The organism is Emcibacter sp. (assembly GCF_963675455.1).
Taxonomy (GTDB): domain Bacteria; phylum Pseudomonadota; class Alphaproteobacteria; order Sphingomonadales; family Emcibacteraceae; genus Emcibacter.
In genome coordinates this window covers 970,001-984,603 of the sequence record NZ_OY776217.1, presented here as the reverse complement: position 1 = coordinate 984,603, position 14,603 = coordinate 970,001, and the positions used below count along the sequence as shown (strand labels likewise).

Annotated in this window: 9 protein-coding genes, 1 tRNA gene and 2 rRNA genes (1 of these 12 cut by a window edge); 3 read left to right on the top strand and 9 right to left on the bottom strand. The window is 51.9% G+C overall.

Going from position 1 to position 14,603, the window contains the following annotated elements:
* Positions 1 to 355: 355 nt before the first annotated feature.
* The 6 genes from ACORNT_RS04495 to ACORNT_RS04470 form a co-directional block, all read right to left on the bottom strand.
* The gene (locus tag ACORNT_RS04495) at positions 356 to 1,561 is read right to left on the bottom strand and encodes a hypothetical protein (protein WP_321395891.1); all 1,206 of its coding nucleotides are present in this window, start codon (positions 1,559 to 1,561) and stop codon (positions 356 to 358) included.
* Between the two features lie 298 nt (positions 1,562 to 1,859).
* Positions 1,860 to 3,257 (bottom strand): HlyD family type I secretion periplasmic adaptor subunit, encoded by a 1,398-nt coding sequence (locus ACORNT_RS04490; RefSeq protein WP_321395888.1) that lies wholly within the window; start codon positions 3,255 to 3,257, stop codon positions 1,860 to 1,862.
* Positions 3,250 to 5,679, bottom strand: a complete 2,430-nt coding sequence (locus ACORNT_RS04485) for a type I secretion system permease/ATPase (RefSeq protein ID WP_321395885.1) — start codon at positions 5,677 to 5,679, stop codon at positions 3,250 to 3,252. Before ACORNT_RS04485 ends, ACORNT_RS04490 begins: the two co-directional genes overlap by 8 nt.
* 761 nt (positions 5,680 to 6,440) lie before the next feature.
* Positions 6,441 to 6,797, bottom strand: coding sequence for an HNH endonuclease signature motif containing protein (locus tag ACORNT_RS04480; RefSeq protein WP_321395882.1), 357 nt, complete (start codon positions 6,795 to 6,797; stop codon positions 6,441 to 6,443).
* Positions 6,798 to 8,027 (bottom strand): AAA family ATPase, encoded by a 1,230-nt coding sequence (locus tag ACORNT_RS04475; protein WP_321395879.1) that lies wholly within the window; start codon positions 8,025 to 8,027, stop codon positions 6,798 to 6,800. It abuts the gene before it with no gap.
* A 12-nt stretch (positions 8,028 to 8,039) separates the two neighbouring features.
* Positions 8,040 to 8,279, bottom strand: a complete 240-nt coding sequence (locus ACORNT_RS04470) for a helix-turn-helix domain-containing protein (RefSeq protein ID WP_420717517.1) — start codon at positions 8,277 to 8,279, stop codon at positions 8,040 to 8,042.
* A gap of 192 nt (positions 8,280 to 8,471) precedes the next feature.
* On the opposite strand from ACORNT_RS04470, the gene ACORNT_RS04465 reads away from it, so the two are divergent.
* The 3 genes from ACORNT_RS04465 (at position 8,472) to ACORNT_RS04455 (ending at position 12,206) form a co-directional block, all read left to right on the top strand.
* A complete protein-coding gene (locus ACORNT_RS04465; RefSeq protein WP_321395876.1) occupies positions 8,472 to 9,785 on the top strand; it encodes a HEPN domain-containing protein in 1,314 nt (437 codons plus the stop codon).
* Positions 9,786 to 10,072: 287 nt separating this feature from the next.
* A complete protein-coding gene (locus ACORNT_RS04460) occupies positions 10,073 to 10,483 on the top strand; it encodes a hypothetical protein (RefSeq protein WP_321395873.1) in 411 nt (136 codons plus the stop codon).
* On the top strand, positions 10,416 to 12,206 hold the full coding sequence (locus tag ACORNT_RS04455) for a recombinase family protein (protein ID WP_420717541.1): 1,791 nt from the start codon (positions 10,416 to 10,418) through the stop codon (positions 12,204 to 12,206). Before ACORNT_RS04460 ends, ACORNT_RS04455 begins: the two co-directional genes overlap by 68 nt.
* On the opposite strand, the gene ACORNT_RS04450 is transcribed toward ACORNT_RS04455, so the two are convergent.
* The 3 genes from ACORNT_RS04450 to ACORNT_RS04440 form a co-directional block, all read right to left on the bottom strand.
* Positions 12,163 to 12,239 (bottom strand) — tRNA-Met (locus tag ACORNT_RS04450). The genes ACORNT_RS04455 and ACORNT_RS04450 overlap by 44 nt on opposite strands.
* A 462-nt stretch (positions 12,240 to 12,701) precedes the next feature.
* A 5S ribosomal RNA gene (gene rrf / locus ACORNT_RS04445) occupies positions 12,702 to 12,816 on the bottom strand.
* Between the two features lie 280 nt (positions 12,817 to 13,096).
* Positions 13,097 to 14,603 (bottom strand): 23S ribosomal RNA (locus ACORNT_RS04440); it runs 1,239 nt beyond the window's last position.

The following is a 14,603-nucleotide window of genomic DNA, read 5'->3' as shown; positions in this document are numbered from 1 at the left end:
TACTGTTTGTCCAGTCCGCATCCAAGTCGTTAATATCGAAAGTGGCCGATCCTCTGAAAGAAATAACGACATTTCCTGATGGATCAATAAATATCCGTGCAGCAAACCCGGTGGTTTCATTGGTGATGAACCCGTTATCATCAATTTGATAGGTACGACCTGATGGAAGAGGAGGATTTAATGGGTCTTGAAGGTTAAAATCGACGAATTCCCAATTTCCATCTCCAAACTTATCACCAGAACCACCCCCTAAATCAAAATACTCATCGGTAGTATTTTTATATGTATCATAGGCCGCTGAAGCCATAAGTGCGTAATCTGCTGTGGAACCAAGCATGTCCCCTCCTATCAAACTTTAAATCGGTTGTGATGCTAGAATCCAAATTATCTTAGTCTTTGGATCGTAAAATGCAGACCGCGGCCTAATCCGGATTTCAAATTCATTATACTCAATTGTTCGCACGGAATTCGAACTTCCTAATTTAGAAAGCGGGTAATAAAATCTGATACCAAGCCATTTTTCCTCGACCCAGCACCGCAGTCGCACACACTTTAAAGGAACCACTTCATCAATCCTTTCAAGTGCCAAATACTCATCTAAGTACCTTCCACTCAGCTGGGCACTCGTCCCTGCATCCTGAAACTTTGTTAGTCCACTCTTGCGATTTTTTGAATGAAGATAATGTGCAATTGAGTAACTATCTGAAAATTTATGAGTTGCGTCAGATTGTTTATCCCGGTCCACTTCATTAACTACCAGAGCGTAAAGGCTATCGTCTTGGAAAATGCTGCTTCCAGCTCCCAAGCCCCCAAGCATTTCTCTCAATGACGGAGCTGTTTCCCATTCTTCTTCAAAAACAGGGTGCAGCGCATAACTAACCCATCCCCCGCCGATACTTTTGTATTCTTCACGCTTTTCTTCAGGAACTTCTGAATTCTTTGCACGCAAAAACGAGGGGCTCATGGGATCGGGAAGCTTTTCCCGATAGTCCAGCCCTTCTACCCCGTCCGGCAGCACCGTCGTATAATCATCCACCACCACCCGGTTGATTTTCAGGCGCGCATAAGGCTGCTTGAAATAGGTCTCGGATTCATAGGATTCCATGACTGTCGGATGAGTGTCATCGTCGGACCAGTAAAAAAGCGGAATGTAATCGGTCCTGGGCTCAATTGCCTGAAGGGCGGCCTGGTCCGTTAGTCGTTCAATGGGCTGCTGGCGACGATTTTTGTTCCAGGCCTTGTTACCATAGCCACAGAAATGGGGCGTCTTCAGAAACAAAACACCCCCACCCGCCAAACGCTTGCCCTGTGCAATGCTGCCCATTACGTAACCCCGATCGGCCGCCCGGTCCAAATATTTATATACGTAGGCTTCGCAGAGAATATAGTCGTCATAAACCACATGCTCACCATCGAATTCCACATCCGCATAAAGATGAAAATAGAACTTCGGCTGGGCCTCTTCTTCTTTTTCAGGTGAATTGGTGGTTAGCAGCCCCCAGGCCAGAGATAATACGGCTCCAACGCCAACCAATACAAATATGAGTGTGTTTCTGTTCATTCCAGACATCCTTCCTCGACATGCCCGACACGGACCGTCGAAAATCTGAACAAACAAAATGGCTGGAATAAGTCGATATGCACAAGATCCCCCAAGATCAAACGGAAAGCTGCCGAAAGCTGCCCCCGCAACTCAGTATATAGTTAACAGAGTACTAACAGTTGTAAAGGCTGGAAATAGTGCATTTGGACTAACGGCTTAACAAATCCCGTTACCACCCTGCAACAGCCCCGATTTCCCCTGCCAGTTTAGAAAACTCAAATATGAAAAAAAAATTCTGGTGGAGCCGGGAAGTCCCTCACCGCTCGCGCATGCTTTCATCTTTGTAGCGCAAAAGCGGAGAGAGAATAAATTCGATCAGGCGGCGTTTGCCGGTCTTGATCTCAGCGGTGAGCGCCATACCGGGCCCGAGTCCCACCTGTTTTCCCTCGACCATGATGCTGTTTTTTTCGATGCTGATCTTGGCCGGATAAATCAGGCCGAGGTTCTCATCCTGCACCGCATCCCGGGCGAGATGGTCAAGCCTTCCGTGAATAATGCCGTATTTGGTGAAGGGAAAAGCTTCGAGCTTGACCTCCACCTCCTGCCCCTCATGGACAAAACCGATGTCCTTGTTCAGCACATTGGCTTCCACCTGCAGAATGGTGTCGCGCGGCACCACTGCCATCAGCGCATCGCCCGCCTGCACCACACCGCCGACCGTATGAATGGCCAGCTGCTGCACCTTACCATCCACAGGCGCATGCAGCGCCTGCAATTCACGGCGTTTGCTGGCCTTGGTCAGGGTCTGGCTCAGGCCGACAATACGGTCTTCCGCCTCGGCAAGTTCCCCCAGCGCCGTCTTGCGGAATTCCTGACGGATCTGTTCCATCTGTTTTTCCACCGACTGGATCGAGGCCTTTACCCGCGTCAACTGATCCTTCTGAATGTCCAGATCCCGGGTCTGACCGACCAGACGTTCCTGATATTCCAGATACTGAAATCTTGGCGACAGGCCCTTGTCCACAAGTTCCGCTCTCGCCTGAACCTGCTCTTCAAGCAGGGGCAGGGTTTCTTCCAACTTACGGATCTCCTGGCTGACCACCCGGGCTTCCGCTTCCCGCTCCTGCTTCTGCTGCTCGTAACTGGCGATGGAGGCATTATATTCATCCAGCTGGCTTTTGATCAGCCGGTTCTGCATCAGCCGGGTCGCCTCGGAGATCTCTTCCGGCGCTATGATCTCCACAGACCCGCCGTCAATGGCACTGAGCAGAGCCTCTGCCCGGGCCTTATCCACCAGCGCCACCTGCAGTTCCCGCTTCGCACTTTCCTCATCGGCTCCGCTCATGGTGGTATCCAGCTCGATCAGTAAATCACCGGCTTTCACACTCTGACCGTTCTCCACATGAATAGCCCGGACCACGCCAAGCTCCGCCGGCTGGATCACTTTGATGTTGCCCTTTGGCACAAGCTTGCCCTGGGCCGTGGCCACCACATCAACCCGACCGATGATCGCCCAGGTTATGGCGATGGTAAAAAACAACAGGATCACCAGCATCATCACCCGGCCTATGGGCGACGCGGGTTTTTCCAGGATCTCCAGCGCGGCTGGCAGGAAGTCGGCCTCCTCGACCTTGAAAGCTTTCTGTTCACGTTCCTTCTGCAGCTTCCAGGATTCCTTCCAGACCTCAATATGGCGACGGGTATTCTCAAACATCGTCGGCTCCGCCTTCTTTTGTTTGATGGGGGGATCTACCGCTCGTATCCTCGCTACTTGAGTTCCCCCCACGCTCGCGCGTTCCCCTCTGTTTTGTCTGGTGGGGGGATCTACCGCTCTCTCCTGATGCGCTACCGCCTTCTGCTGCTTGAGCGCCAGGCTCGCTACTTGAGCTCCCCCCGGCCTCGCGGCCTCCCCCCTCATCTCCCACAGTCGCCGCCTGCATCTGTTTTTTATAAAGCTGGCTGTAACGACCGCCTTTTTTCATCAACGTCTCATGGGTGCCGTCCTCAGTAATCTCGCCCCGCTCCACGGTGATGATCCGGTGCGCCTGCTTGATGGCGCTGAGCCTGTGCGCGATGATAATGACCGTGCGCCCCTTGGACATGATTTTGAGGTTGTTCTGGATGATCTCTTCACTTTCAGCATCCAGCGCGCTGGTCGCCTCGTCCAGGATCAGGATACGCGGATTGGTGATCAGGGCCCGGGCGATGGCCATGCGCTGGCGCTGGCCGCCGCTGAGATTGGCCCCGCGCTCATCAATAATGGTGTCATACCCCTCCGGCAGCTCCAGGATAAACTCATGGGCCCCGGCCATCTGTGCCGCCGCGATGACCTTCTCCATCGGCATGGTCGGATCGGCAAGCGCGATATTTTCCCGCACCGTGCGGTTAAACAGCAGGTTCTCCTGCAGCACCACACCGACCTGACGCCTGAGCCAGGCCGGATCGACCATGGCGAGGTCAACGCCGTCTACCAGCACCCGGCCGCTTTCCGGCACATAAAGCCTCTGGATCAGCTTGGTCAGGGTGCTTTTCCCGGATCCGGACGGCCCGACAATGCCAATAATCTGCCCGGCCGGGATCATCAGCGACACCCGGCGCAATACCTCGGGACCGTCGGGGCGATAACGGAAAGTGACCGCATCGAACTCCACCTGGCCCTTGATCTGCGGTAATGTGGTGCGGTTCGGGTTATAGGTCGGTTCCGTCGGGGTATTGAGAATATCACCGAGCCGTTCCAGACTGATACGGGCCTGCTGGAAATCCTGCCACAGCTGGGCAAGCCTCAAGACCGGCCCGCTGACCCGACCCGCCAGCATGTTAAAGGCCACCAACTGGCCCACCGTAATAGCGCCTTCAATCACCAGCTTGGCGCCAAAAAACAGGATCAGCACCGTCGTCACCTTGTTGATAAACTGCACCGTCTGGGAGCCGATGTTGCCAAGCATGGACGCCCGGAAGCCGCTGTGCACGTAACCTGCGAGATTTTCCTCCCACTTGCGCTGCATCTGCGGCTCCACCCCGGCCGCCTTCAGGGTCTGCACCCCTGTCACCGTTTCCACCAGAAAGGCCTGGTTGCGGGCGCCGCGCTGGAACTTTTCCTCAAGCCTTTTCCGCAGGATCGGGGTGATGATGGCCGAGACGATCACATAAAGCGGCAGGGAAACCAGCACAATAATCAACAGGGTCGGGCTGTAAAGATACATCACCGCCAGAAAAACAAAGGTGAACAGAAGGTCGATCACCAGGGTCACCGAAGAAGAGGTCAGGAACTCCCGTATCGTGTCCAGTTCCCTGACCCGGGCCACACTTTCCCCGACACGGCGGCTTTCGAAATAGCTCAGCGGCAGGGCCAAAAGATGACGGAACAGCTTGGCGCCAAGCTCCACATCGACCCGGTTGGTAGTATGGGAAAAAACATAGGTGCGTAAGCCCCCGACGATGACTTCAAAGGTGGAGACCACCACCAGGGCGATGATCATCACATCCAGTGTGGTCAGGCCCTTGTGCACCAGCACCTTGTCGATCACCACCTGGAAAAACATCGGTGTCACCAGGGCGAACAGCTGCAGAAAGAAAGAAGCAATGAGGACTTCATAAAGGATTTTACGGTATTTGACCAAAGCAGGGATGAACCAGGTCACATCGAACTTGCGGGTTGCGCCGGCGATGCTGGCCCGGGTGGTCATCAGAATCACTTCTCCGGACCAGAGCTCTTCAAAGGCCTCGCGGTCAAGGATTTCCGGTTTTGCCTGACCGGGAAACTGGACAAGCACTTTCTCTTCACCGTCTTCCCCGGCAGCTATTTTTCCAATGATGAAAAAGTTCCCGTCCCCGTCCCGACCGATGGCCGGCAGCGGCATTTTGACAAGTTTTTTCCAGTCGGTGGTTTTTGTGCGGGCCTTGACCTCAAGCTGCTTGCAGGCCAGCAGGATATCCTCTGTGGTAAAGGGCTCGCCACCCTTGCCGTTCTGATGCCTTAACTGTTCCGGGTCCGCCGCCTTGCCGAGAAACTTCAGCAGCGTGACCATGCAGGACAGGCCGGTATCTATCGCCGGACTTGCCTGTGTGTCCTGTGTCTGTTCGGAATGATCCCCAATCGCGCCCAAAGCAACCGCGCCAGCTTCCCCCTCCGTCATACCTTCCCCAATCAACTTCTTACACTTACCTCTGAGGTTGTAAAAGTAACCACACACACGAGAAAGTAAATAGAAAACTTAGGGACGTCCCTCAGCGCGCTTCACGTAAAATGGACGGGACCCGAGGCTCAACTCTGTTTGCACCGCCGTCGATTTTCCCTCCCCTTGCACATCCGTTAAATAGCCCGCCGTGAGACAACGCCCACTAAATGACCAAATCACCTGCAACCATTAGCCCGGTGTAGAGGACATCTGGTTGCGGGGCATGGGGTGTTTTAGTACGGGGCGTGGGAAAGGCGCAGAGATTCTGGATTTATTATGAGGTGTGGGGCGTAGAGTGAGGGTCGTTAAAGCAAGATAAAAGCAAGCGTAGCTCTGTTGTGATACCCCCTTATTCTATAAGGATTTTTCACGGGGCGTGAAGATTGATTTCCGCCCCCAAGCGCCCCAATTCATTAGTCCCAAGCATCCTCAAATATTATACGTTGCAATATCTAGATAAGCTTTTATTGTCGCGGAATACTCCTTTGACTTATCGGCTTCCTCAGTTATTTCCCTTCTAAGAAATTCTTTTGCTGATCCGTCCGGAAAAACCTCTATTCGATCAAGCATCGTCTTCACCATTGAAATTCGCTCTTTCTTCCTTTCCACGAGACTGGGACGTGACAATTTCAGCAATTCAACAGTTATCTGAGCTCGGTTGTCTGCAGGCTTTGATAGAACAAGAGGACCAAAAAATATGAGGTGATCTTCTGGTTCGTCTACAAACGGGTTAAGAATGGGAGTTTCATCATCGAATAATCGGATTTTTCACGATTACATTCTTTGCATACATACGCCAGATTATCCCAAGATACGATTTTATCTTCAGCCTTAGTCACTGGAATAATATGGTCCGTTTCTCCTGGGAAAACATGCGAGATTTTACTTTCGCAATAAACGCACTTTTCGAATGTCTCCTGTCGCAATGTTTCTTTAATATCAGGATGACGATATCTAAATCTTGCAGCTTTAGGAACAGTGTCATCACCTGCCTTCAGTTTAAGATACTCGTCCGTCCAATTTTCCTCGTTATCCTCTAGTACTTGAGGCTTAGGCAACTTATCCAACTTAATCATTTACTCGATCTCCCCTGCAATTTTATTAATTGCATCTGGGAAATAATCGCTGAGTCCAATGTTCCCAAGCTCAATCTTTAGATTGCGTAATTCATCCGCATTGATATCTTTTTTCGCATATTTTCGAATTATCTTTTCAAGCTCATCTTCTGCCCATATCGGCATCGTCGATTCCAGACCAAGCACTTCTCGCAATATTTCATTTGAAGAACCAGATCGGTTGACCACATCCAACAAGGTACTATCCACTTTATTGTCATTATTGTAGCTAAGTACATATACATTTGAGTTTGGAACAGATGTCACCATAAATGGATTGTGTGTCGCGACAACAAATTGAACATCCGGAAAAGCTTTTATAAGATTAGGGAGCAGATTCCTTTGTAACTTTGGATGTAAATGATTTTCTGGCTCGTCCATAACAACAACGAATTTGTCATAAACCATAGAAGCCATAAATATTTGCCAGGTAACATCAATTAAAGACGCAACCCCACCAGAGACAGAGTCAAAGGAAAAACGACCGGTCTCGGTTTCAAAAACGACTTCCGGCATATTGATTACAATTTTCCTAAAACCAAGAGATTCTGGCAATATCGTACTTAATGCCTTTTGAAAACCTTCAAACATCCCAACAGCTTCATCGTCACGCGCCACAACTTGGTTTCCATACCCAAAAGTTGCGAGTGATATAATCGCCTCTTTTATCCTGAAGCTTGCAGATACATTCCTCGAGTTAATGTTATATCGCTGCTTCAATTCATTTAGGTACTTATCCAATAACTGCCTTTTTGCATCTAGTTTTGCAGGAATCGTCGTAACTTGTTGATAGAAATAAACTGGTCGGTGCGACGAAATGTATATACCCTCAACTTGTTGCTGATTGACTAAATCAATAGCATATTGCTGTTGAACTTCCTTAGGAACGCAGATATTCGCAACAATATCGTTATCCGTGTAGGTTATCTCACCAATTTGAATTCTATTGTTAGGGTTTGGACTATCTTCTTCAGTGGTCCTGAAATCTGAAAAATATCCTAAAAGACCTTTCTTCGCTTTTTTGGGAGTACTTGCATACTGGATATTCCATCCAAAGTGCCTACTCAGCATCCCCAAGATAGTTGTTTTTCCTGCTCCATTCGCACCAGTTATGACAGTAAGGTGTGGATGAAAATCAATCGAAACATCGCAAAACTGGCGCCAATTCTTAAGTGTAATATTCTTGAACATAATGTCTTCCAGCTACAAGTATTTTTCCAACCTCACGCCAACCCCACCCCCATTCTCGGGAATGAACTCGACACCAGCGTTTTCCAAGGTCCGCTGGATCAGATCCAGGTTCTTGATTGAACCAGTTGGCAGGCCTTCGGCTTTCTCCATCCGCTGGACCGTCGATATTCCAACTCCGGCTTCATCTGCAAGCTTCTGAGCAGACCACTTTATCAATGCGCGAGCAGCGCGTATTTGGCTTGAGGTTATCATTTTGAACCAATTTCTATCATTATTGAATGTTTTTAGTTGTTTTTACGTCAGTATTGAACTATATTAGTTCATATATTCCCTTAAGTACATCTACTTAAAGGCGAACTTCTGTGTGCGTACTGACAGCAGTTAATTGTCTCACCACCTCTCTGAAGGTGCAAACTAAATCTACAGCGACTATTGGAGCCAACCATGCGCACGGACCTTTCCGCCTTTCCTCCTTTTGTTCAGGACGATCTTGAACGCCTGCCCCGTTTTCTCAATACGGAATATGACGCAGCGGCACGGTCGGGAATGTCGAAGAAGCAGAAGCGGTCCCGGATACGCTCTATCATTTTCCATGGCGACCATGGCAATGCTGATGACCATCATGCTCGCCATCCTGACCGCTATAGCCTGCTGGTGATCGTGAACCGGCTCTTGCCCCGTTTCGTGTGGCCTGTTGAACAGGCTGAGAAAGCAATGAACGGCCTGCCGGGTCTCTCCGCCCCTGTATCTCTTTCCTTCGACACCCAGGCCTCCATAAACCAGAAGATCAGGGACGGTTATTTTCTCTACAATGATATCTCCAAGACTGGCACCCTGCTCTATCAGTCCGGTGACAAAGGACTGGATCTTCTCACCACCCCGGAACGACCCTCAGCTGAAGAACATTATAAACTCTCCCAAGAGCATTTCGGGAGGGTTTGGCCATTGGCCTGCAGCTTCCTCTCAAGCGCCTATAGGCAGGCCTCTGAGCAACAGAATGAAGTTGCGGCTCTCTGTCTTCACTTATGTGTGGAACAGGCCTACAGGGCCTTCCTCTTGACCCACAGCCTGCATGTGCCGCGGAGCCGGGACCTGTCCGACCTCAGAGAGTTTTCCGAAGCGATCCAACCGGAACTGGTTCAGGCCTGGACCGATCAGGAGCAGGCCTTTCATATTCTCAAACAGGCTTTCACCGGCACCCGTTTCTCTTCATTTTTCATCATTGAGAATGATATGCTCGACCGTCTGTTTTCCTGCACCGACAGCTTACTCCGTCTGGTCCGATTTCTCTGCCGCCAGAAGCTTGAGACCCTTCAGAAGGGAAGCCTCAACCGGCCTCATATTGATCAGGCCAGCTTCATGGAAGATGCTTCCCGGGAAGAACTGCCCTTGCAGCCTTTGCCCATCGAAGACGGCAAAGACTTTATTGCCCGCTCACCGGAACTTCAGAAGAAGCTGGACCAACTGTTCAGCAGCCTGTTCGATCTGGAAGACCCCTGCTGTCAGCTGGTGACCATTTCCCATGTGATGAAGTGTCTGGCATGGGAAGGGGGAGATGTGGAGCATGACGGCATCAGCCTGATGGGTGACGTGACCCGGGAACGAGCTTCCCTCCTGAAAGACAAGGTCTACAGCATTTTCGATCTTATCAGGGAACTCCGGGTTCCCGATGAAGAACTCCAAAACGCCAAGACGAATGACAGTGAGCCAAAAGAGGATGCCGAACATCCCCCTTACCGTTCCAGCCGGGTGGCCTGATTTCCTCCGGGGTGCGTACCGTTCCTGGAACGGAGACTCGGCGGGAAAGACCCTGTATGGCTATACAGGTTGACAGGGTTTTTCCGTCTTTTCTGTGGTTGGGGATGCAGAATCCTGTAATTTTTTTGATGTTTTTTCGGGGGTAGGTTTTTACGTCGCTGGATATCGGGAGATATCTTTGGGTTTCTCAAGAGGTATTTACGATGCTTTGCAGTCACAATGATATAAAGTGCGCCCCGCGCAGACCCCTTGACGGGGCTTTGGTTGCGGCGTCTACTTTAGACATTATGAGCAGGAAAGAGCTTCCCATAAGGTTTAAGGCCTATCCACACGCCAATGACAACGGCAGTGTCTCCGGCAGTCCGCCGGACCCGCGACTGCTGAACCTGGCCCGGCTGATTGCCCACGCCGCTGTACGGGACCTGATCGACGGTCTGACCGCCAATGACAATGTTGACAACTTGACGGTCGCGGGGCGACATCCCCTCAAAGGGACTGAGCAAGTTTCAGCGGCTGAACCTGTGCAGGACGAGCTCCCTCTTAAAGCACATTCCAACAACACAGGGGCCAAAAGCACACGGGCTCAGGCTCCGCATCTTCCCGCCGACAAATCCGAAGCACACACCTCCGATGACCTGCCCGCCGGCACGCAGCTTTATCTTTTTCCAGACGATATTGAGACCCCACATGACAAGTAAACCTTCTTCCGAGACCATCAAAGTCGCCATCTACGCCCGCTATAGTTCCGACAACCAGAGAGAGGCCTCCATTGAGGACCAGGTGCGTCTGTGCAAGGAAGCCGCCGAACGGGAAGGCTGGACGGTCTTTAAAACCTATCACGACAGCGCCATCAGCGGGGCCAGTCTCATGCGTCCGGGGATACAGGCTCTCATGGAAGATGCCCTTAAAGGACACTTCTCTATCATCCTCACCGAGGCTCTGGACCGCCTCTCCCGCGACCAGGAAGATATCGCCGGGCTTTACAAGCGCATGAGCTTTGCCGATGTGAGGATCATCACCTTGAGCGAGGGCGAAGTGAACAACCTGCATATCGGCCTCAAGGGCACCATGAACGCGCTCTTTTTGAAGGACCTTGCCGACAAAGTCCGGCGCGGCCTGCGGGGACGGGTGGAACAAGGCAAGTCCGGCGGCGGCATTACCTTCGGCTATGATGTCCTGAAGAGCTTCGATACCAACGGCGAGAAAGTCACCGGCGAACGGACGGTCAACACCAAAGAAGCCGCCGTCATCCGCCGGATCTTCAGAGACTTTGCCGAAGGCAAGTCACCAAGATCAATCGCCAAGACCTTGAACGCGGAAGGCGTGCCTGGCCCCCGAGGCAAACAATGGGGACAAAGCACCATCAACGGCAACCGGGAGCGGGGCACCGGGATTATCAACAATGAACTCTATATCGGCCGCATGGTCTGGAACCGGCTCCGCTATATCAAGGACCCGGATACGGGCAAACGGATTTCCCGGCTAAACCCGGAGGACAAGTGGATTATCCAGAAGGTACCTGAACTCAGGATCATCGATCAGACCCTGTGGGACAAGGTCAAAGAACAGCAGGGCGCCCTCAAGCATCGTAAGCCCCTGCAGGCGGACAATGAGCTGGGACATTATAAAAGACCAACGTATCTCCTGTCTGGACTTCTCAAGTGCGGCAGCTGCGGCGGCGGCTTCAGCATGTGCAGCAAGACCCATGTGGGCTGCTCGAACCGACGCAACAAGGGCACCTGTAATAATACCCACACCATCCGGCGGGATCAGCTGGAGAAGATTGTCCTTGATGGCCTCAAGCATCATTTGATGGAACCGGAGTATTTTGCGGAGTTCTGCAAGGAATATACCGAAGAGCTCAACCGGCTTCGCATGGAGATGTCCGCCAGCCTGAATGCCCAACGCCTGGAGCTGGAGAAGATTGATAAGGAACAGGACAAACTTGTGGACGCCATCTGTGAAGGTGTCCCGGCTTCCAAAGTCAAGGGCCGCATGATTGAACTGGAGAAGCGCAAGGAGGAACTCGAATCCCAATTGGCCGACGCCAGAGAACCGGCTCCTTTACTCCATCCCAATATGGCGAAGACCTATGCGAAGAAACTGGACAATCTGATGAAGACGTTGAACGAGCCCGCGTTAAAGGCGCAGGCGTCGCAGACCCTGCGCAGTCTTATTGAGGCAGTGACCCTCATTCCTGAGGAGGACGCCTTGGGCATTGAGCTTGTGGGGGATCTGGCGGGGATATTGCATTTTGTGGAGCCGAAGGGAAGGGTTCAAGGCCAGCCTGGGCCTCAAAAAGGTAATGGTGGTTCCTCAAAAAGCAACGCCGCCCAGGATCATACAAAGTATAAATCCGGGCGGCGTCAACTTCCGTTGGTTGCGGGGGTAGGATTTGAACCTACGACCTTCAGGTTATGAGCCTGACGAGCTACCGGGCTGCTCCACCCCGCGTCAATTTAATGTGGCCTACCGCTTCGCTGCTTGAGGCCATTTCTTCAAGGACTGCTTTGTTGCAGCCCGGCATTTTTGATTTCCGCTTCAGGAGACCTGAAGCTGGGGCATGCTCCACCCCGCGTCAACTTAGTATGGCCTATCGCCTATCGGCTAGATGAGGCCCCGGATTACCGCGCTATCGTTTGCTGCTTGAGCGCAGTATAATCTCAATTGCCTGACGTTTATTCTCCAACCACCCGAAGAGTGGGCAAAGCCGACCGGCCGTCGCGCCCTGATGGCGCGGGAGCCAAGCTGCCCAAATTTAAATAATGGCGCCGGCGATTGAGGCTAATTTCAAAACCAAAAAAACCGCCTTTCGGGCGGTTATTTTAGATGCGCCACCGCTTTGCTACATGAGCGCATCTGATTTTGACATTATGAATGGGTTTGTATTTTTACAGGATCCTGTGTTTTTAATAGACCTGGCGACGACCTACTCTTCCGCGCCTTAAGACGAAGTACCATCGGCACAACCTGGTTTCACTTCCGGGTTCGGGATGGAGCCGGGTGGGACACAGGCGTCAAGATCACCAGGTCAATTAAAAACACGGGTCTGTGTATATTCCGTTCTTTTGTTTGGCCTACCGCCCTATCGGGCTACTTGAGGCCAAGTTATTAAGTATAAGCGTACATGATGTTGGATGAGTCTTTTGTTTGCCTCAATCGCCGGCGCTTGCGCTTGGCTTCCCTCGCACAAGCTCGGGCGGCCGGTCGGCCTTGCCTCGACACCCTACGGGTATCTCGGTTTTCTATCCAAACGACGCACAGTCATTCGGGGCAAACAATTCTTACAATCTCATCTCTGTTCATGACGGGATTTCAAGCCTGTCGAGTAATTAGTACCAGTCAGCTGCATGTGTTACCACACTTCCACATCTGGCCTATCAACGTGGTGGTCTTCCACGGCTCTCAAGGGAGAACTTATCTTGAGGGGGGTTTCCCGCTTAGATGCTTTCAGCGGTTATCCCTTCCGCACATAGCTACCCTGCAATGCTGCTGGCGCAACAACAGGTCCACCAGAGGTGCGTCCATCCCGGTCCTCTCGTACTAGGGACAGATCCTCTCAATTCTCCTGCGCCCACGGCAGATAGGGACCGAACTGTCTCACGACGTTCTAAACCCAGCTCACGTACCTCTTTAAATGGCGAACAGCCATACCCTTGGGACCTGCTCCAGCCCCAGGATGAGATGAGCCGACATCGAGGTGCCAAACACTGCCGTCGATATGAGCTCTTGGGCAGTATCAGCCTGTTATCCCCGGCGTACCTTTTATCCGTTGAGCGATGGCCCTTCCACGCGGGACCACCGGATCACTATGACCGACTTTCGTCTCTGCTCGACTTGTCAGTCTCGCAGTCAGGCAGGCTTATGCCATTGCACTCTCACAGCTGATTTCCGACCAGCCTGAGCCTACCATCGCGCGCCTCCGTTACTCTTTGGGAGGCGACCGCCCCAGTCAAACTACCCACCACAGAAGGTCCCGGCCCCGGGTTCACGGGGCGCGGTTAGATAATAGACAGGTTAAGGGTGGTATTTCACCAACGACTCCACCAGAACTGGCGCACTGGTTTCAAAGTCTCCCACCTATCCTACACATAACATATCCATTATCATTCTGAAGCTGTAGTAAAGGTGCACGGGGTCTTTCCGTCTAACCGCGGGTAGCCCGCATCTTCACGGGCAAGTCAATTTCGCTGAGTCTATGTTGGAGACAGTGGGGAAGTCGTTACGCCATTCGTGCAGGTCGGAACTTACCCGACAAGGAATTTCGCTACCTTAGGACCGTTATAGTTACGGCCGCCGTTTACCGGGGCTTCAATTCAGTGCTTGCACACCTCCTTTTAACCTTCCGGCACCGGGCAGGCGTCAGACCCTATACGTCGTCTTGCGACTTCGCAGAGCCCTGTGTTTTTAGTAAACAGTCGCCACCCCCTGGTCTGTGCCCCCTCCACAAAGTTGCCTTCATGGAGGGCCTCCTTCTCCCGAAGTTACGGAGGCAATTTGCCGAGTTCCTTCAACATAGTTCTCTCAAGCGCCTTGGTATGCTCTACCTGTCCACCTGTGTCGGTTTAGGGTACGGTCTTAACGATGAGGCTATTTCCTGGGACAGTTTCGCGGCCCCTCCAATCCAATAAGGAGGAACAACTTACACCATCCGTCACATCTCATCAGGCCCAGTAATATTAAACTGAGTTCCCATCGACTACGCCTTTCGGCCTCGCCTTAGGGACCGGCTAACCCTGCGCAGATTAGCTTTACGCAGGAACCCTTGGACTTTCGGCGAGAGTGTCTCTCACACTCTTTATCGCTACTCATGCCAAC